The sequence below is a fragment of the Desmonostoc vinosum genome (assembly GCF_059505385.1).
This window is the reverse complement of record NZ_JCACKM010000089.1, coordinates 14,283-29,755: the sequence shown is the minus strand read 5'-3', so window position 1 is coordinate 29,755 and position 15,473 is coordinate 14,283. Positions and strand designations below refer to the sequence as shown.

Here is a 15,473-nt window from a genome sequence, read left to right as displayed (position 1 = left end):
ATGAAGTATATGCAGCTAATGAGTTGATTGCAAGTATCACCATTGACGATGACTTGACTCAACCTTGGGTAGTTATAGTGAACGGTGTAGAAGTTTTTAGAGACAATACTTATAAAAGATGCCATAGCTTCATTGTTTGGCATTGTATGCGAGGAAGTTTACCCAAGCCTGAGCAGCAAACAAGTACAAACGCTACAGACACACCTTGCACTACTGGCAATGAAATCATGACACAAATCGCTATTGAATGCGAAAAGTTTGAGCTTGACGTGATGGATGATGGCATTTACTGCAAGGATGTGAAACTAGGTGAAGTAGGATACAGCAATGGTAGATGGTGGGTATTGAGAGCCTCATCAGAGCATCAAGAACTTGTGCCGTGTGATTCTGTGGCTGATGCGGTGTGGTCTTTACAAATAGTGGAAGTAAGAGCCAGTGGTGATGTTGATCAAGAACCTGCTGATTATGAAAAATGGCTTGATATGCCAGCGAATGAATTGACTACTGAACAATGGGATCGGTTATTGGAGTACTACCCGTTTGGTGAAAGTGCGGAGTTAGTAGCGGCGTAAGGGATAGGTGGGGTTTAATGCCTCAACTCATAATCTGTCCATTCAAGTATCAAAGTCAATCAAATAATTGTTGCTCAAAAATTATTCTTTTTACCAATGGAAACCATTGAAATGCTGCAAAAATTCAACGAGTGCTATGGGAAGATTCAGGCGATTGCTCAATCAAATGAATGGCTAGAACTGTCAACCCGCAATGATGTTGACCCCGAAATGAAAACACATTTAGGCGATGTGTTGCACTATTTAGAGGGGGCGATGGGGTGTATTGAGCCTTTTATTGAGGTCAGGGTAAATCAGGAAGTATCTTAAAGTTACTCGTTAGCTTGCTGCTGTTGTAACTCTTGTACCACTTCAACTGACAAGCCAGTTAATCGAGTAATTAGGTTAACACTCATACCCTCTGCTAGCATATTGGCTGCAATTTCACGGGCTTTTTTGTTACGTCCTTGTTCTTCTGCTTCATTTTGAATCATTTGGTAAATAACTGATTCGCTCATTATATCTCTCCTGAATAAACGCCCAATTAATTCTTGTTCTAATACTAACCCGGCCAAGATTGCGGTAGCAGCAGAAATATTGCTTTGTGTCCGTCTTTCACTAATTCTATCAACAGCCGCCGCCACCTGTTGTAGTGTACTAGCCTTATTATCGGTCGCACTTAATACAGCGAATGGCAGTAACCCTGGGGTTCCCAAAAATATCTCTGGTGGTTGTTCCCACAGACGAATCACACTAAATTCATAGCGAAGGTTTTCAATACTAAATGTGGTTTTATAAACTTCTTCTGATGCAGTTTTATTCAAATAAATTACCACTTGGTACATTCGTTTGTTGGGAAAGCGGCGATATACACGGACGCGATAATCAAGCATCCGAAAAGGCATATCTTTATCAGGTTCGGTTTGAAATTCGATGTGGAGAACAACTTCATCTGATTGCAGCAGTATTAAAGCATCAGCACGAATCGGTTCTAAGGATAGTTCTGTGGGGCTTAACTTTGTCAAAGTAATCGGTTCTCCTAATAGCCAAGTTGCAAAATCGGGAGAATACAGTTCAGCAAGAAATTTACAGGTGTTATCAAACATGAATAGGTTTTATTATTGGAGGGGGAACGATGGACATTTTTGAAAACAAAGCACGGGAATTACAACAACAGCTTTATGAATCAGGACAGGTTTACTCTCTTTATCAAGTCAAACTTGCCCTTTCTCAATGGCTTGTTCAAGCATCTTATCATTTAGTTGCAAATGCCACTGATTATATCTATGGTGATAATCATCCGATAGCTCAAGATTCGTTTAAGCCGGAGGATTTCTCGGAGGATAAGCAAGTTGCAACTGTCAAGCAAGATATCAACTAATCAAAGTTAATCGTAAATGTCTTGAGGGGAGCTATGCAAAAACTAATCCCTGCTCTAATCAAAGCGAAGGCTGAATTTCAACCAATTCATAAAGACAGGACTAATCCTCATTTTAAGCACAAATACGCAACGCTTGATGCAGTTCTTGATGCTGTCACTCCTGCCCTTGGTAAATATGGATTAACAGTAATTCAAACAACAACCATAACAGAGGGTAAAACCACACTCCAAACTCATCTTTACCACGAATCAGGAGAGAGTATCATTAGCACTTACCCCTTGCCTGAGATAAGTGATTCCCAGAAATTGGGTGCAGCACTGACTTATGCCCGTCGCTATGCTGTATGTGCAATCTTATCAGTGACAGCTGATGAAGAAGATGATGGAAATGCAGCACTAAAAGGCGATGATAAGAAGACTGTTGTCAGGCAACAATCACAGGTTCATAAAAACAAGCCACCTACACAAATGGGTAATTTAGAGCAAGATTTGCGTGTTAAACAAATCAGAACTTTGTTAAATTATCCACTTGATTTAGTACTAGATTGGCTATCTCAGCAGGGTGTCAAACAACCAAGTCATTTACACAAGAACAAAGTTGACCAACTTGTAAGAACTATGTGTTTAGCCTGGGCTTACGACAAGTTTACTCATCCCGAAGAGGCCACTGATTCGTATCACAAATATGTGGTTGAAGCTGTCTTGAGAGGTACTGATGAGGTGACAGCAGTACAGAGGTGGATGCAGCAAGTACTTGTACCTGTGAGTCAGGGGAGTCAAAATGGAGTACATAATTAATGCTATTGAGGTGGACTACTACCACCATTGCGATCGCGTAGGTACTGTAAAATCTGATTCACTTTACGTTCGTTAGATAAGGCGATTTGGAGTAAATCAGCAGTAGTTCTAGAGAGGCTTAGGATTGTATCACTGTTAACTCTTGTCTCACTAGACACATTCTCCAACTGCTGTCTGATTCTAGCTACTTCTACCTCCAGAGCATCAAGTCTGCCTTCAATATCAGGTTGCTCGGTTGAATTTGTCACCTTGGAGCCTCAAGCGTTTTCATCTTGCTTCTATGTTGAAGCTAAACACCTTAATTATATGTCGAATAAGGCAAGAACTAATAAGGAGCAGAACAATGACAGTGCAACTAAGTAATTACTCTCTTAAAAGAAAATCTGCATTGATGCAACCGCAACAGCAGATAGAGCAACTTCAGTCGAGGATTCGGGAGTTAGAAAAGCAACATCAAGACTATAAACGATCGCAGAAGAAATTAATCGGGGCGATTGCTGAGATTTGTATTTCTCCCATGCAGGAAATCGAGGCCCTACGCATCCTGATATATCGGGGAGAAGCGGAGTGTCGGCGGTACTTGCGCTCGTTGTTGAAGAATCAGAATCGGGCTAGTTGAGGCTTAAGCGCGTAGTGACTCCGGTTCTGTACCTGAGATCTCCAAAACCCGACGCAACCAATCTTGTGTTTGGTTAGCAGCAGATTGCTTTTGTTGGGCATCAGTCCACATCTGTTCCCAATTGAACAGCCAATTAGTCATTAAACGCACTAAGTCAACTAGCTCACAGGCTTGGTCAATGTCGTCAGCTTTCACCATATCAGGTACAGTCCATTCAATAAAGTACCTGCTTTGTCTTACCAGAGGCAGCATCAAATCCTTCGATGAGTTCTCAGTCCACATGGAATGAATTTGTGATAGGTGTGCAGCAAGATGATGTAGGCGCGTAGAAACATCATCTTGCATAAAAATTTGTTGCTCTGGTGTCGCTTCGATCATAAATCTCCCAGGAACTCGTTAATCAGTTGAGCTACCCTTTCTCTAATATTAGGATCTAAAAGCTCCATTGAGCGATTCTGCCGAGGACGAAGGTTAACCATTGATTCAAAAATTATCTGCCCTTCGGGCAAGGCAGAAGGCAGAGGGCAGGAGGCAGAAGGGAAGAAAAAGTTTTAAGGTATGCCTTTTGCCTTGACCAAATTGGGTTTAAGACCCCCACCAAATCAAAGATTTGGTGGTCTACAATTACTGGGGGTCAGAATCCCCCTGTAATTGAACCTTCTGCCTTCTGCCTCCTGCCTCCTGCCTTCTTCATTCTTCCTGTGATAGGCATAAAACTAGCAGCCCAAATGTCTTGCTGTCTACTACTGTCTTTCAATAACTCTTTTTCACAATCAGCGTGTAACTCGCCACCTCCAACCAACACCCGCCGTTCGATATCAACTGCGGTTTTGATGTAGAACTTGTGAGAACGCAGCATAAGTTCAAGTTGTTCGACAGTGGCGCGTTCGTGTAGCAACAGAATCATTCAAATCACAACCATTATCAAGTAAAGCTTCTGGAGAGAGATAAATGTCTCACCTACAAAAATATGACAGTTCCTAGTCACTGATCATTCCCAAAATACTCATGATTTTCAACCAACTTCCAAAGGAACTGTCGTCGGAATTCAGTATTATCTTTCTGACCTAATTACTCATTGCCATTTGCCCGTTTGAACAAATTGGAGAAAGCAGGCGATTCATGCTCCCGCTCTAGGATTTGTCTGAGCAATGTTGCCAATGGTATCTCTTTCCAATTAGCAACAGCTTGGTATTGTTCATAAGTTTTTGGAGAAAGAGTAATTGTGATTTGTGGAGAATTTCTTTCCGTCATTTGATCAGCCTTCTATTACCAGTTCTACTACTTGCTAAATCAATGCATGTGATATACTTTCAACAAATTCAACAAAATGCCCCCGGTGGTAACGACACCGGAGGACTACTCCAACCATAGAATAGCCCTACAGGAGGAGCAATCGCAGTATGCCACAAATTGGTATCAGACCAATACATCCTAAAGATTTTAAAAAGATTCATCATTTCTCGACTTATCAGATGAGTAGATTATCTGGTTACTCGGTAGAGGCCGTGAAAAACTGGTTAGCTGATGAAAGTAGCTCCAGATTTGTAGAACCAAAACCATACGTACTTAATCATTTTGGAGCGATCCATAGCTGCTTAGCAAGAACATAGTGTTTGGGAAACACTAAGATGTTTGGCAAACACTACCCGCAACTGTGCGGGTTTTTTATTATTAAGTTAGCGATGTCAATGTACAAACTTGAAGCCGTCAGTTTGACTATTCATTTGACATTACTAAAAGGCTATCGAGTAGAAATATGACAATTACAACTACAAAATGATGCAGGAGTGGAAAAGCAGACTATTCTCTTCACCAAATCCTCTTTTGGGTTTGAACCTATCGGAACTACCTTTATCAATAGCAGAAGGAACAAGAATTTTGGGTATCTGTTACCGCACTTGGAAACGATGGAACGAGTTGGCAATGGATGTACCAGAGTACAAGCAGCAACACATGCAAATGTTGTCAATAGTTTCCAATGCCTCAGCTGCTCCACCAATACTTCGTTATCAAGTATGGGTAATAGGAAAGATTGGAGAAATTTACAACCAACTGCCTAACGGTATTCCCAAAAAGTGGATAGCACAGGAGTATTTACGAACCAAAAGTGATGACTTCACACAAGAACAATACCAAAAGGAGCAGTTGAACTTTGAAAATAAAAAATACATAGAGTCTCAGTACAACAAAAGCCAGTCCAATAATTAACCCACCAAAATTGTGAACTGCCGTTTTTTGACTACTTACAAACTACTACAGTTGTTGAATATGGATTTCAGACGTTTTTGCCCTTGATGACAGACTACATTCGTTCTGCCGAAAATATCAAAAAACAACCAAAAAGCAGCTTTGAAAAATATCTAAAAACCATAGAGCAGTATACTACAACAATATTGCAAGGCTGTAATGATTGTGGGATAAGAGTTCGGCAAAACGTTAGCGAGTGGGATGACCCCGATGCACCCCCAAAACCCTCAATTACGAGACACATATTCCTGAAATCAGCAGTGAGTGTAATACCCCCAATCAAACCATGAGTATCTATATACACAGGAGTAGGAGAATGTGTACAGGAAGCACACACATACAAAAACATCTATTGATGGAGAGACTGAAACAATAGAAACAATTGAAAAAACAGATTCCGGATTGTTAGAATTTTGTGGAGCGATCGCGGCGATAACTTTATCAATAATTGCAGCCACTCTGATATTGCAGGGTTTGAAAGATGCCAGTAGTTTTAGAAGATTGGATCAGCCAATCGATCAATCTCAAAAATCAATGTGAAAAGATTCGGGGAGCAAAGATTAGTGAGCGCACCTGGCGAAACTGGGAACGCCTTGCGGGTGCGGTATATCCTCCTGGGAAAAAGGTGTGCTTACGCTCCTACACACAGGAACAAACACAGTTGTTGTTGTGTTTGGCGTGGTATCGCAAGTGTTATCCCCGTGAGAAAGTAACATATCGCAGCTTGAGAAACTACTGGCAAAGTAACGAGTACAAAATTGAGGAGGTGTTCGATGCTTTTTGTGAAGCAGTTAACTCTCCCCAAGAAAAACAATCTCCACCAGAACCCGCCCCCAAACTCATAGCGTTATCTGAGGTGAAAAAATCGTGCGATCGCATTATGAATCGTTGCATTTCAAGGAACTGCTGGGCTAGTTGGAAGCAGTACTTGGGGATACCAAAATATGAACGTTATGTAGAAGAAGGACTTGCATCAATACTTGTGTATATGGCGTGTTGGAGGCATGACCATCCAACAAAAAAGTTTCCATTGGTACGTCAATTGATAGTAATGATGACGAGTGCATCACGCCTTTGCATGACTATGGAAACAGCGTCCAGTGCCAAAATGTGGCACGCTTGGCGAATGAGAGGGTGTAAAGGCAAAGACTTGCACAGATATTTAGCCATGTGCGGTTACAAGGTATCACTGCGGACTTTGTATAAGTGGGGCGATTTCAGCCAACGAAGGCATTATTCAGTATCAGAGCTATCGCAGTGGCAAGAAAAAGCATCTAAAAAGAGGCCTGCATGATTCGACTATTGGATGGATTCAATAACGTTTTAGCCTTCACAATTAACTTTGTTTTGTGCGGGGAATATTGCATGCAATTTCAGCTAGAAGTCATTTCCAATTCGCAATTGCGAATTGTTCGGTCAAATTCTGGTTTTAAGTTCTAATAATTAAGGAGAAGATATGGTACGTAAAGGTGAATTGACAGTGCAAGGAACAGAGGTGCAAACATCAATAGAGCCACAATCGAGAAAGATAACTAAGGGCAGAGAGCAAAAGATAGTGTCAGTACCAAGTGCTTTTTCACTGGTGATTGAGCAACTAGAAATAGCTTTTGATGAAGACTTGCGCCTAGCTATTTTTGAGCGATTAATACGAGAGCAGCAACAGATTGCTCAACAAGTAACGCAAGAGGAAAAAGTTACCAAAGCATTTGAAATCGCTAGGTTAGAGGCAATTGAACAAGCAAAAGAAAAGGGGAAACAATCAGCCAGGGCAGAGATAGCACAAAGAAAAAGAGAAAAATTAGCAGCTATCCAAAAACAATTCATCGAAGTAGACCTCGAAAAACTGATTGATAGTTGTGACTATTTACCTTATGAAGCGATGAAACAAACGATTGATGGATTTGCAGCCCAAGTAGGTGTGAAATTGGAGTGGAAGGAGCTAGAAAATGGACAATTCGAGTGCAACGCCAGTGTTACCTGAAGTTCAGGACTTTATACAAGCAGTTGAATCGGGAAAAGAATTTGCACAGATTACACAAATTATTCAAATGGAGGTACAACGTCAACTAGAGGAGCAATTAGCTGAGTTTCAAGATGTGATTGCACAATCTAATCTTGCGATGATTGATGTGATGCATAGTGAGCTAACGCGCCTGAAAGAAGAATCAGCAACAGTCAAGGGAGTAATGGAGCGATTAACAGCAGCAGTTGCTCCGGACATACCACAAACTGAAGACGAAGTTGTGAGCTTTCAACAAGCGATTAATAATCTAGAGAAGTATGGCAACATTATTCCTTCCAGTACTGATATTGCTGCTTGTCAATTAAGGATGAAAAATAACCATGCCTGGTCATTGGTTTGGCAGTCTGTTGCAAAGTTGTTTATTAAAAAAATGGAGAAAAAGTTTTGCAAACCGCCTACTTCCATCGCGCCTACTGGTGCTACGAAAATAACTTAGGAATTGCCAAAATTCACTATCCCCCACTCGGAATATTCGCACTGCTGTTTGAGAATGGTATTCCTGTGACGAATGTTAATTTCCTAAATAAAAGTGAGTTTTCCTATTACTGGCAGAAGTACAAAAAAGTGGGAGTAACGTTACATCTAGGTGTTCAAATCGACCGAGATGTAGAATTAACCAGAGTCATTGAGCAGGAAAATATTTTGAAGTTTCCTGAAATCAATCTGGAAATTAAATTAGAGAATAATATTCGTTACTTTCGTGGTCTGGAGGGAGAATGGTTTGAATTTGAAGATGATGTGTTTGTTGAGTATCAACCCTGTAATTCATTAATTGATGTGAGGTAGTTATGCCAAGACCAACACCCCCAAAACCACAAGCACCAAAAAATAATGGACTAAACCTTTCTGATTTAAGCGGTGATATCAGTAAAACTTTAGTCTTTAAGGATTCTCACTTTGGGCTAGATTCAGCAGTCTGGGAAAATGCCCAGCGTATTACTGATATGTTGCCTGTTGATTTCAAGGTATTTGGCGATCTGACTGAAGAAGATATAGCCACAGCAGTAGAAAAAGCTAAGGGTGCAGAGTTTCAGGCTAAAAACTGGGCGGAATATTCAACTGCTATTAGTCGCTACCTCAAATCCCTTTACAAGGTTAGAGAAAAGCAAGCTGAAGTTAGTGAAAATGTAGGCGAAGCAAGAGTCGCTCATGCTGAACTGGAAAAAAATCTTTCGACTAATCTCGCTAATTTGGAATCTAAATTCCGGCAGATTGTAGGAGGAAGTCGTTCTGCAATTGCTTCTGTACAAGATGATTTGACTATAAGTTTAGAGCGAATTGCTTCTGGGTACTCAGAAACACTTGCCAAAAAGCAACAAAAAGCTCAAACCGAAGCTGCCAAAAAAGAACCTACACCTTATGAAGAACAAACCTTGTCTTTAGTTGATAAATTCCGTCAACTGAGAGAAGCGCGTTATTCCGGTTCATCATTTGGCATTACACAACGAATTAAATCAGCAAGTAGATAATCGCAAACAAAAGAATGTCACAAGTTTGTAAACTTTCAATTTGGATATGTAGTTTTTTAATCGCCAGTGCCGCAGCTCAATTAGTTAGTTTATTGCCTTGGTCTATGCTAGTGATTGGAGTGGTATCAGTCATGACTTATACCAAGGGTAAAACTGATGACTCTATGTTGCTGCAAGTCATTGCTGTTGGATTAACTTTTGGATGGACTAAATGCTACTTCCTTGGTTAAAAATTACTAGTAGTGGTTTGGTAGCTCTAACTTTAACCTTATCTACCAATCCAAAGGATTTAAGATTATTCATTCCTGCAAACATTGGTGCGATCGCACTCTTAAGTTATGCAGCTACCAAACTCCGAGAGCTAGAAAAATTTTATACAGACAAAGAGCGTCAAGAGGATATGCTTGCTGCCCTGAAAGATACTCAAGCAGAAGAGCAATTGCAATTCCTCTCATCTGCTGCCGAAAGAAAACGCCTCTATCAAGAGGCTGATAAAGAAACAGAAAGACAACTTCAACTGTTACAACAAACTGCACCTTTGTTCAACGAGGTTCTCACTGTGACTGGACACAATGGTGCAATCTCTCGCATGGGCTTGGGGATGATTCAGAACGGAGAAAGCATAGGCAATGTTTTACTTGCAACATCTGAAGCAGAAATGCAATTAGAACAAGCCAAGCTACAAGCACAACTGGGTCAAAAACAATTAGAACTACAGGCACAATTAGCTCATCAGCAGATCAAAAATGCTAATGCTGATGTTGTTAATATTACAGCTACTACATCTCCAACAGCTGTAATTGAGGCACAATCATCTAAAATTGAAGGATTGAAAAAGGCAGCCTCAGTTGTCGGACTGCAAACTCAATGTCTTGGTGTTGATCGGGCCCCTAGTTATCAAAGGCTGATTTTTTCTGTCAACACTTGTGATTTCAAGCTAATTCCACGATTTAAAGCCGCATCTAAGCTGGCACTGGGAGTCGGTGATAAAGAAGATTTACCCTTTTACATTTATGCTCCTGAGCAAATGGCCATAGAAGTTCCTCTTTCCCCACACGAGCGCACATACTATGATTTTCCCCAAAGAACATGGCAACAAGGTGAACGCCTGATTGTATTGGGACAGTCGCTTGATGGCGAAGTAATTATAGATTTAGCCAGTGAGGACACCCCTCAATTGTTGGTAGTCGGAACAACCGGCTCTGGTAAATCTAACTTCTTCCGTGCTGCGGCTTATTGTCTACTAATGCAGGGTGCGAGAGTCGATGTCTGCGGCGGTAAAGTTAGTGATTATGAAGATTTTGCCGCTCGATTTCCTACTATCACTATGAATGATATGGGGAAAACTTTTGAGTTTGTTGGCGAATATTACCTAGAGTGCGATCGCCGTAACAAATTGACCAAGGCACAATTAGACTTAGAACGACCTTGGATATTGTTTATCGATGAGTATAAAGGTACTGTTCCACTTGATGATACCCTACGTAAAACCTATGACCAACAGTTATGTGAGGTTGGTCGTCGGGGTAGAGGTTTAAAAATTCACATTGTTGTCGGCTTACAGCGTGGAGCTAAACGCGCTAAGGAAGATCCACAAGGGCTACCACCAGACTTACGTGACAACCTACCTTGCCGGATTGCTTTTCGTTGTGTTGACGCTACTAGCGGTCGAATGATTTTGATGCGTCGGGGTGAGGCTGTTACCTCACTTCAAGGTCGTGGTGATGGCATTGTTCAATCTGGATTGCTAGACACCAGATTTCAAGCTTATCGATTTGAAACTATTCCATAATATTATGCTTCCATCTAAGTTTGTTGAAGCTGCTAATTTTCCTGCCCGTTGGCAAGAAAAAGATTTACAAGAATATCTTGCCGAGCGCCTAAGAAGAATGGGTTTTCATACCCAAACTGAAGTTGCAGCCAACGGTGGTAGGGCCGATATCGTTAGTAACTGGCAAGGCGGGACGATTGTCGAGGTTAAGAAATACCTAGATCGCAACAGTATTTACCAAGCATTTGGACAGCTGAGCCTGTATGGATTAAACAATCAACACAAACTTATAGTCATGGGTTTTCTGACAGTTGATGCGTCAGAACAACCATCTGCCTTGAAAACTGCATCAATGATTGAGCAGAATCCTCGCATAAAAGTAATTTTTGTGAATTTGGAGTCCGAGTGGTTGCCCAATCGTCAAGTAGGACGGTTTTGGTTGCCAAATATATTTTCATTGCCAAAGATATCACTACCAAAATTACCTTTGAGTGATTGGCGCTTTTTAATGAAAATTGTGAAGGACAACCCATTGCTGATAGTTTTAGTAATCGCTTTGCTATCAATTATTACATCTAACTTGAAGCAGGAATTTACACGTTGTTATCAACAACAACAGAATTGGGATTGTGTTTTTTCTTCCATTTACCAGGGTTAAGCCAGTGAGCAATAATACTATTGATATTAGATTAGAGCCAGTTCAATATGGCACTTACTGTCTGTGGATGGGGCTTGATGCACAACGGAATCTCTACATGACTTATCCCGCGAATGCGACTGATGCAATGTATAGAGCAGTCTTTGGGATGACAGCAAAACAGATGGAAGAATCACTAGGATGTTCACGCCATGAGTCTAGGGATTATCTTGATTCCCGTAGCCTCAATCGGATTAACAGCGCTGAATCGGCTATAGTTGCTCAGATTGATAACCGAGATGTTGAGCCATTGCAGGCGATCAAGAATGTAGTAGACTTTTTGTGTTTGACGCCCTCACAACCAGTAGCAAAGTTAGATGCAGCAGCGTAAATTATTCAAACATTATCAATAATATGGACACAACTTGTGATTTTAAATTCCTCAACGAAAGAATCGCAACATATTTCAATCCCTTTTACGAGGGAGAATATTTAGTAATTCAGACCTATCCACGTGAAATGAGCTTGAGAGTGAGTAAACGAACTTTTGACTATGAATCGGCGCTTAGTCATGAAAGAATTCAGAATTTATCTCACGACCATACATCATTTAGCCTAAGAATTTTTTACCAACAACAGCTTTGGACTGTAACTGAAGGCAAGCCTAACAAAATTTCTAAACAGCAGGATTGGAAAATTGCAGGAGAATTCTTAAATGCCAACTACGATGAAAACGCTGAGGGTGAGATAGTTGTTTGTGATTGTAGCTATCCCTTTTTTCGTGCATTAATGATAGGTGATGAAAATAATGAGTTTTGGCAACCTATAACTTGCTTGGTTAATGACCAAATGCGAGAGATTGATAATTGCCCAAATTGCAATTTTTCTTTAATAGAAAATGAAGTTGATGAAGATGATTTTGAAGACCCAATACCATCCGCTTGTGTAGGTTGTCAAAATTATCATGGTATTGAGTATGGAGATAATTTCTTAGTGTGTGGCATTCATCCGTATGGGTGGGATGATAACGAGTGTCCTGATTATAGTAATAAATAACTATTTGGTAACAAAAATTATGAATGCAATTGAATTATTTAAACATGAAGTGCAGCAAACCTTAGACATTCCTTATACTTCAAAACTAGCTCAAAGTAGCATTGGATTAATTGCAGAACAAAGTAGTATATTACAAATTGCTTGGGAGAAAGATTTAGTAACAGGAGAAATCGTTTTCTGTATGCGAGAGAACGAAGAATAACATGCCAAGAAGCGTTCGCTAATAAAGAAAAAATATGACTGAAACATTAACCTTTAAATATAATCCGATAGTTGTACAAAAGATATATGAAGGACGCGAAGTAATTATCACTTACTGTCAACCAAACCCTTACGATGTTGGGCATTATTTCTGGTATGTACGCAATTCTGATTTAGAGGTACTGGCAGATAATTCTAAGGGTTACGGTTGCTCGACTGATGAGGAGGCGATCGCGACTGCAATTTTAGCGGTAGATGAGTTAATATGAAAACAATAAAATATTATCAGCGTCAAAATTGGCTGTGCAGGATTACTTTAATCCTAACAAGTGTAATCACAATAGGATGCGCTGGAACAGCGACTACTCTCGCAAAGGATGGAGATAGCTATAGTTCGCTGTTTTATAGCACTTCTTTAGGTACTATAATTGGTTTTCAAACATCAATTTTGTTATATTTTGGGTGCTTGACGCTCAGCTATAAAGTCACTGAATTAGAAGAAGAAGATTCTCGCAAGAAAAAATTAGAAGCATCAAGAGAAAAATACAAAAACCTTGCTTCAAAATCTTGTAATAACTGCCTTTATCATCATGGTCAAAAGTATAATGATACACTATTGATATGTGCAGTACATCCAGAAGGTGTAGAAGGTACTTGTCCAGACTACGAAGAGTTTTATTAATAATTGTATTAATTATCAATTCAAGTTAATGCATGTAATTCTAGAAGAGATAGTAGAAAAAATTAATCAGCATTTGAGAGATGGGAAAAATGCTGAAGATTCGTATGCAACATTAGCAGAGTTTTACAGTCCAGAGGCTATCAATGCAGCTATGATACTTATTAAATCACGCGCATGTCGGATGAAATCTGTTAATTTAAATTCCTAAAAATAATATCCCTCTTATGTCACTTTCCAGGGGGGCGATCGCTAGAAGCCTCATCAGGCAATCAATACAAGCTATACTATTAGAAAAAAATTGGTCTTGGATTTATTATTAGAAAAGAATCGCGCGAACGCTTGCTATACAAAAGCCCTAGAATTCAGAAATGGCAAATGTTTTCGGAAACTGACATAAGAGGGATATTAAGTAAATATTTAGTCAGAAGTATTTTTGATTTTTCGAGTTATTTTTAAGTTTCATAATGGCTTTGCCTGAAGCGGAGTGAATTCCCTTTGCGACTCTTCAGGAGATAAAAATGAGCTTTACACTTCTTAAAGGCAGTTGTCCCGTATGCAGTGGAACTAGAAGAGATTGCCGCCAATCAAACCAAACAGGATTAATCTTTTGTTTTGCTCATGAGGCTAATCCAGCTAATTATATCTTCCGAGGTCAAGACAAAATTGGTTTTGGCATGTGGCAGTCTTCTTGTGATGCACAAGCGTTTAGCGATGAAATTCGTGCCGAAAGAAGGCGTGAGTTTTTAGCCAACGAAGCAATGCGTAAACAGCAGCAGATTTTAAATCAGTTATCGTCAAGAGAACGCGATCGCCATTACCGAGAAATTCTGTCACAACTATCTCTTTCATCAGAGCATTACATGCACTTGAGGAATGATCGCGGCTTTACGAGTCAGCAGATTGTTGCACGTGGTTATCGCTCTGTTAGCCAATGGCAGAAAGTAGCAGGATTGTTTCCCTCAAATCTCCCTGGCTTACTGCCTTATGGTTCCCTAAATGTTGGCGGTAGTGGTATCTTATGTCCAGTTCGCGATCTTGAGGGTTTGATTGTTGCCTTACGTTTACGGTTAGATGATAGTAGCCAGGGGAGGTATCGCTGGCTAACCTCTGCCACCAAGAAAAATCCCGAGGGGGCTACACCTCACCTTGATGGGGAGTTACCGTTAGCAGTTTATGAACCAGATGTTTATGCGGGTAAAGGGATCTGGATGACTGAGGGGCTTGAGATGAAACCAGCGCTGACGTGCGATCGCTTATCTGCACCTGTGCTTGGTGGGGGTAAGTGGTCAGGCTCACCAAAGAAAGCTAAACAATCTATTGAATATCTTAGCCACAAGTATGGCACTAAGTTATTAATATTTTGCCCAGATGCAGGCGATGTTATTAACACTGATGGTGTACCAGGGCGATGGCTAGGAGAAATCAAATTCTTTGAATCTTTGGGGTATCAATGCCGAGTTGCTTGGTGGCAACAAATAACTAAAGAAGATTCTGACATTGATGAGCTTGAAGATTACTCAATTGTTCAATTTATCACACCTGAACAGTTCAAAGCCACAATTGAGAGATTTCAAATCGGAACGCACGTGATGAATGGCATTATACACAAGCCAAAGCGGGTAAATAGTTTGATATCCTCTCCGGTTAAACAACTTGTTTGAATCAGCAGACATCAAAACCGTAAGCATAAATAAAAAGAGGGGAAAAGGTAAAAGGGAAAGGGGAAAGGGATGAATAGTTGCCCACTTCCTTACGAGGTTTTTATCTTCTTCATAAATAAGGATTATTTCGCCCACTTTCAAAGCGAGGTTTTTGCCTTTCCCCTTTCCCCCTTTCCCTTCTTCATAAGTGCTTGCGGTTTTTGAGAAAGGGCGATCGCCGCCATATTCTTTGTCAAGAATACTGCTCTCTTGTCTCGTGCTTAAGTACGGGACTAAGAGCGCTTCGCGATATTTAAATGAAATAAAAACAATTAGCGAGGTTAAAAATGAGCGATTTCGATAAATTAACAAAATCTATTAGAGGTGAAAATCCT

Annotated in this window: 27 protein-coding genes; 21 read left to right on the top strand and 6 right to left on the bottom strand. The window is 40.3% G+C overall.

Features of this window, described 5'->3' with window-relative positions:
- Nucleotides 1–572: hypothetical protein (locus AC5JMF_RS15250; RefSeq protein WP_495796575.1), on the top strand; the 572-nt coding region annotated here is incomplete at its 5' end.
- Nucleotides 573–668: 96 nt separating this feature from the next.
- A complete protein-coding gene (locus AC5JMF_RS15245; RefSeq protein ID WP_495796574.1) occupies nt 669–881 on the top strand; it encodes a hypothetical protein in 213 nt (70 codons plus the stop codon).
- 2 nt (nt 882–883) lie between these two features.
- Here AC5JMF_RS15245 and AC5JMF_RS15240 read toward each other — a convergent pair whose 3' ends face one another.
- Nucleotides 884–1,657, bottom strand: a complete 774-nt coding sequence (locus tag AC5JMF_RS15240) for an Rpn family recombination-promoting nuclease/putative transposase (protein WP_495796573.1) — start codon at nt 1,655–1,657, stop codon at nt 884–886.
- 29 nt (nt 1,658–1,686) lie between these two features.
- On the opposite strand from AC5JMF_RS15240, the gene AC5JMF_RS15235 reads away from it, so the two are divergent.
- Together AC5JMF_RS15235 and AC5JMF_RS15230 are read left to right on the top strand one after the other, a co-directional pair.
- On the top strand, nt 1,687–1,932 hold the full coding sequence (locus tag AC5JMF_RS15235) for a hypothetical protein (RefSeq protein WP_495796572.1): 246 nt from the start codon (nt 1,687–1,689) through the stop codon (nt 1,930–1,932).
- A gap of 33 nt (nt 1,933–1,965) precedes the next feature.
- The gene (locus AC5JMF_RS15230) at nt 1,966–2,730 is read left to right on the top strand and encodes an ERF family protein (RefSeq protein ID WP_495796571.1); all 765 of its coding nucleotides are present in this window, start codon (nt 1,966–1,968) and stop codon (nt 2,728–2,730) included.
- Between the two features lie 2 nt (nt 2,731–2,732).
- Here the strand turns inward: AC5JMF_RS15230 and AC5JMF_RS15225 are convergent, their stop codons facing one another.
- Nucleotides 2,733–2,978 carry a hypothetical protein gene (locus AC5JMF_RS15225; RefSeq protein ID WP_495796570.1) on the bottom strand — a complete coding sequence of 82 codons (246 nt, stop codon included), beginning with the start codon at nt 2,976–2,978 and terminating at the stop codon, nt 2,733–2,735.
- A gap of 95 nt (nt 2,979–3,073) precedes the next feature.
- Here AC5JMF_RS15225 and AC5JMF_RS15220 point away from each other — a divergent pair, with 95 nt between their 5' ends.
- Nucleotides 3,074–3,349 (top strand): hypothetical protein, encoded by a 276-nt coding sequence (locus AC5JMF_RS15220; RefSeq protein WP_495796569.1) that lies wholly within the window; start codon nt 3,074–3,076, stop codon nt 3,347–3,349.
- Between the two features lie 3 nt (nt 3,350–3,352).
- Here AC5JMF_RS15220 and AC5JMF_RS15215 read toward each other — a convergent pair whose 3' ends face one another.
- The 4 genes from AC5JMF_RS15215 to AC5JMF_RS15200 form a co-directional block, all read right to left on the bottom strand.
- Nucleotides 3,353–3,727, bottom strand: a complete 375-nt coding sequence (locus AC5JMF_RS15215; protein WP_495796568.1) for a hypothetical protein — start codon at nt 3,725–3,727, stop codon at nt 3,353–3,355.
- Nucleotides 3,724–3,858, bottom strand: a complete 135-nt coding sequence (locus AC5JMF_RS15210) for a DUF5674 family protein (protein ID WP_495796567.1) — start codon at nt 3,856–3,858, stop codon at nt 3,724–3,726. The genes AC5JMF_RS15215 and AC5JMF_RS15210 overlap by 4 nt, the downstream gene beginning before the upstream one ends.
- Nucleotides 3,859–3,983: 125 nt before the next feature.
- The gene (locus AC5JMF_RS15205; RefSeq protein WP_495796566.1) at nt 3,984–4,256 is read right to left on the bottom strand and encodes a DUF5674 family protein; all 273 of its coding nucleotides are present in this window, start codon (nt 4,254–4,256) and stop codon (nt 3,984–3,986) included.
- A gap of 164 nt (nt 4,257–4,420) precedes the next feature.
- Nucleotides 4,421–4,603, bottom strand: coding sequence for a hypothetical protein (locus tag AC5JMF_RS15200; protein WP_495796565.1), 183 nt, complete (start codon nt 4,601–4,603; stop codon nt 4,421–4,423).
- Nucleotides 4,604–5,128: 525 nt separating this feature from the next.
- On the opposite strand from AC5JMF_RS15200, the gene AC5JMF_RS15195 reads away from it, so the two are divergent.
- The 16 genes from AC5JMF_RS15195 to AC5JMF_RS15120 all read left to right on the top strand — a co-directional run bounded on the left by AC5JMF_RS15195 (nt 5,129) and on the right by AC5JMF_RS15120 (nt 15,099).
- A complete protein-coding gene (locus tag AC5JMF_RS15195; RefSeq protein WP_495796564.1) occupies nt 5,129–5,560 on the top strand; it encodes a hypothetical protein in 432 nt (143 codons plus the stop codon).
- A gap of 357 nt (nt 5,561–5,917) precedes the next feature.
- Nucleotides 5,918–6,139 carry a hypothetical protein gene (locus AC5JMF_RS15190; RefSeq protein ID WP_495796563.1) on the top strand — a complete coding sequence of 74 codons (222 nt, stop codon included), beginning with the start codon at nt 5,918–5,920 and terminating at the stop codon, nt 6,137–6,139.
- Nucleotides 6,081–6,893 carry a hypothetical protein gene (locus AC5JMF_RS15185; protein WP_495796562.1) on the top strand — a complete coding sequence of 271 codons (813 nt, stop codon included), beginning with the start codon at nt 6,081–6,083 and terminating at the stop codon, nt 6,891–6,893. The genes AC5JMF_RS15190 and AC5JMF_RS15185 overlap by 59 nt, the downstream gene beginning before the upstream one ends.
- Nucleotides 6,894–7,055: 162 nt before the next feature.
- On the top strand, nt 7,056–7,580 hold the full coding sequence (locus AC5JMF_RS15180) for a hypothetical protein (protein ID WP_495796561.1): 525 nt from the start codon (nt 7,056–7,058) through the stop codon (nt 7,578–7,580).
- Nucleotides 7,546–8,058 carry a hypothetical protein gene (locus AC5JMF_RS15175; protein ID WP_495796560.1) on the top strand — a complete coding sequence of 171 codons (513 nt, stop codon included), beginning with the start codon at nt 7,546–7,548 and terminating at the stop codon, nt 8,056–8,058. Before AC5JMF_RS15180 ends, AC5JMF_RS15175 begins: the two co-directional genes overlap by 35 nt.
- Nucleotides 8,007–8,408: a hypothetical protein gene (locus tag AC5JMF_RS15170; RefSeq protein WP_495796559.1), complete on the top strand. Its 402-nt coding sequence runs from the start codon at nt 8,007–8,009 to the stop codon at nt 8,406–8,408. The genes AC5JMF_RS15175 and AC5JMF_RS15170 overlap by 52 nt, the downstream gene beginning before the upstream one ends.
- Nucleotides 8,409–8,410: 2 nt before the next feature.
- A complete protein-coding gene (locus AC5JMF_RS15165; protein ID WP_495796558.1) occupies nt 8,411–9,091 on the top strand; it encodes a hypothetical protein in 681 nt (226 codons plus the stop codon).
- 14 nt (nt 9,092–9,105) lie between these two features.
- A complete protein-coding gene (locus AC5JMF_RS15160; protein ID WP_495796557.1) occupies nt 9,106–9,321 on the top strand; it encodes a hypothetical protein in 216 nt (71 codons plus the stop codon).
- Nucleotides 9,303–10,883, top strand: coding sequence for a hypothetical protein (locus AC5JMF_RS15155; RefSeq protein ID WP_495796556.1), 1,581 nt, complete (start codon nt 9,303–9,305; stop codon nt 10,881–10,883). The genes AC5JMF_RS15160 and AC5JMF_RS15155 overlap by 19 nt, the downstream gene beginning before the upstream one ends.
- A 4-nt stretch (nt 10,884–10,887) precedes the next feature.
- The gene (locus AC5JMF_RS15150; RefSeq protein ID WP_495796555.1) at nt 10,888–11,520 is read left to right on the top strand and encodes a hypothetical protein; all 633 of its coding nucleotides are present in this window, start codon (nt 10,888–10,890) and stop codon (nt 11,518–11,520) included.
- A gap of 4 nt (nt 11,521–11,524) precedes the next feature.
- A complete protein-coding gene (locus AC5JMF_RS15145; protein WP_495796554.1) occupies nt 11,525–11,890 on the top strand; it encodes a hypothetical protein in 366 nt (121 codons plus the stop codon).
- Between the two features lie 23 nt (nt 11,891–11,913).
- Nucleotides 11,914–12,555 carry a hypothetical protein gene (locus AC5JMF_RS15140; protein ID WP_495796553.1) on the top strand — a complete coding sequence of 214 codons (642 nt, stop codon included), beginning with the start codon at nt 11,914–11,916 and terminating at the stop codon, nt 12,553–12,555.
- Between the two features lie 19 nt (nt 12,556–12,574).
- Nucleotides 12,575–12,757, top strand: a complete 183-nt coding sequence (locus tag AC5JMF_RS15135; protein WP_495796552.1) for a hypothetical protein — start codon at nt 12,575–12,577, stop codon at nt 12,755–12,757.
- Nucleotides 12,758–12,791: 34 nt separating this feature from the next.
- Nucleotides 12,792–13,025 carry a hypothetical protein gene (locus tag AC5JMF_RS15130; RefSeq protein ID WP_495796551.1) on the top strand — a complete coding sequence of 78 codons (234 nt, stop codon included), beginning with the start codon at nt 12,792–12,794 and terminating at the stop codon, nt 13,023–13,025.
- Entirely contained in the window at nt 13,022–13,438 is a 417-nt protein-coding gene (locus AC5JMF_RS15125) for a hypothetical protein (protein WP_495796550.1), read from the top strand. Before AC5JMF_RS15130 ends, AC5JMF_RS15125 begins: the two co-directional genes overlap by 4 nt.
- 518 nt (nt 13,439–13,956) lie before the next feature.
- Nucleotides 13,957–15,099, top strand: a complete 1,143-nt coding sequence (locus tag AC5JMF_RS15120; RefSeq protein ID WP_495796549.1) for a hypothetical protein — start codon at nt 13,957–13,959, stop codon at nt 15,097–15,099.
- The last annotated feature ends 374 nt before the right edge of the window (nt 15,100–15,473 follow it).

Bases quoted from the DNA above. Each gene is read 5' to 3' on its own strand.
- AC5JMF_RS15245 (WP_495796574.1), top strand. From the start codon at position 669: ATGGAAACCATTGAAATGCTGCAAAAATTCAACGAGTGCTATGGGAAG.
- AC5JMF_RS15240 (WP_495796573.1), bottom strand. From the start codon at position 1,657: ATGTTTGATAACACCTGTAAATTTCTTGCTGAACTGTATTCTCCCGAT.
- AC5JMF_RS15235 (WP_495796572.1), top strand. From the start codon at position 1,687: ATGGACATTTTTGAAAACAAAGCACGGGAATTACAACAACAGCTTTAT.
- AC5JMF_RS15230 (WP_495796571.1), top strand. From the start codon at position 1,966: ATGCAAAAACTAATCCCTGCTCTAATCAAAGCGAAGGCTGAATTTCAA.
- AC5JMF_RS15220 (WP_495796569.1), top strand. From the start codon at position 3,074: ATGACAGTGCAACTAAGTAATTACTCTCTTAAAAGAAAATCTGCATTG.
- AC5JMF_RS15215 (WP_495796568.1), bottom strand. From the start codon at position 3,727: ATGATCGAAGCGACACCAGAGCAACAAATTTTTATGCAAGATGATGTT.
- AC5JMF_RS15205 (WP_495796566.1), bottom strand. From the start codon at position 4,256: ATGATTCTGTTGCTACACGAACGCGCCACTGTCGAACAACTTGAACTT.
- AC5JMF_RS15200 (WP_495796565.1), bottom strand. From the start codon at position 4,603: ATGACGGAAAGAAATTCTCCACAAATCACAATTACTCTTTCTCCAAAA.
- AC5JMF_RS15195 (WP_495796564.1), top strand. From the start codon at position 5,129: ATGATGCAGGAGTGGAAAAGCAGACTATTCTCTTCACCAAATCCTCTT.
- AC5JMF_RS15185 (WP_495796562.1), top strand. From the start codon at position 6,081: ATGCCAGTAGTTTTAGAAGATTGGATCAGCCAATCGATCAATCTCAAA.
- AC5JMF_RS15180 (WP_495796561.1), top strand. From the start codon at position 7,056: ATGGTACGTAAAGGTGAATTGACAGTGCAAGGAACAGAGGTGCAAACA.
- AC5JMF_RS15175 (WP_495796560.1), top strand. From the start codon at position 7,546: ATGGACAATTCGAGTGCAACGCCAGTGTTACCTGAAGTTCAGGACTTT.
- AC5JMF_RS15165 (WP_495796558.1), top strand. From the start codon at position 8,411: ATGCCAAGACCAACACCCCCAAAACCACAAGCACCAAAAAATAATGGA.
- AC5JMF_RS15160 (WP_495796557.1), top strand. From the start codon at position 9,106: ATGTCACAAGTTTGTAAACTTTCAATTTGGATATGTAGTTTTTTAATC.
- AC5JMF_RS15155 (WP_495796556.1), top strand. From the start codon at position 9,303: ATGCTACTTCCTTGGTTAAAAATTACTAGTAGTGGTTTGGTAGCTCTA.
- AC5JMF_RS15150 (WP_495796555.1), top strand. From the start codon at position 10,888: ATGCTTCCATCTAAGTTTGTTGAAGCTGCTAATTTTCCTGCCCGTTGG.
- AC5JMF_RS15140 (WP_495796553.1), top strand. From the start codon at position 11,914: ATGGACACAACTTGTGATTTTAAATTCCTCAACGAAAGAATCGCAACA.
- AC5JMF_RS15135 (WP_495796552.1), top strand. From the start codon at position 12,575: ATGAATGCAATTGAATTATTTAAACATGAAGTGCAGCAAACCTTAGAC.
- AC5JMF_RS15130 (WP_495796551.1), top strand. From the start codon at position 12,792: ATGACTGAAACATTAACCTTTAAATATAATCCGATAGTTGTACAAAAG.
- AC5JMF_RS15125 (WP_495796550.1), top strand. From the start codon at position 13,022: ATGAAAACAATAAAATATTATCAGCGTCAAAATTGGCTGTGCAGGATT.
- AC5JMF_RS15120 (WP_495796549.1), top strand. From the start codon at position 13,957: ATGAGCTTTACACTTCTTAAAGGCAGTTGTCCCGTATGCAGTGGAACT.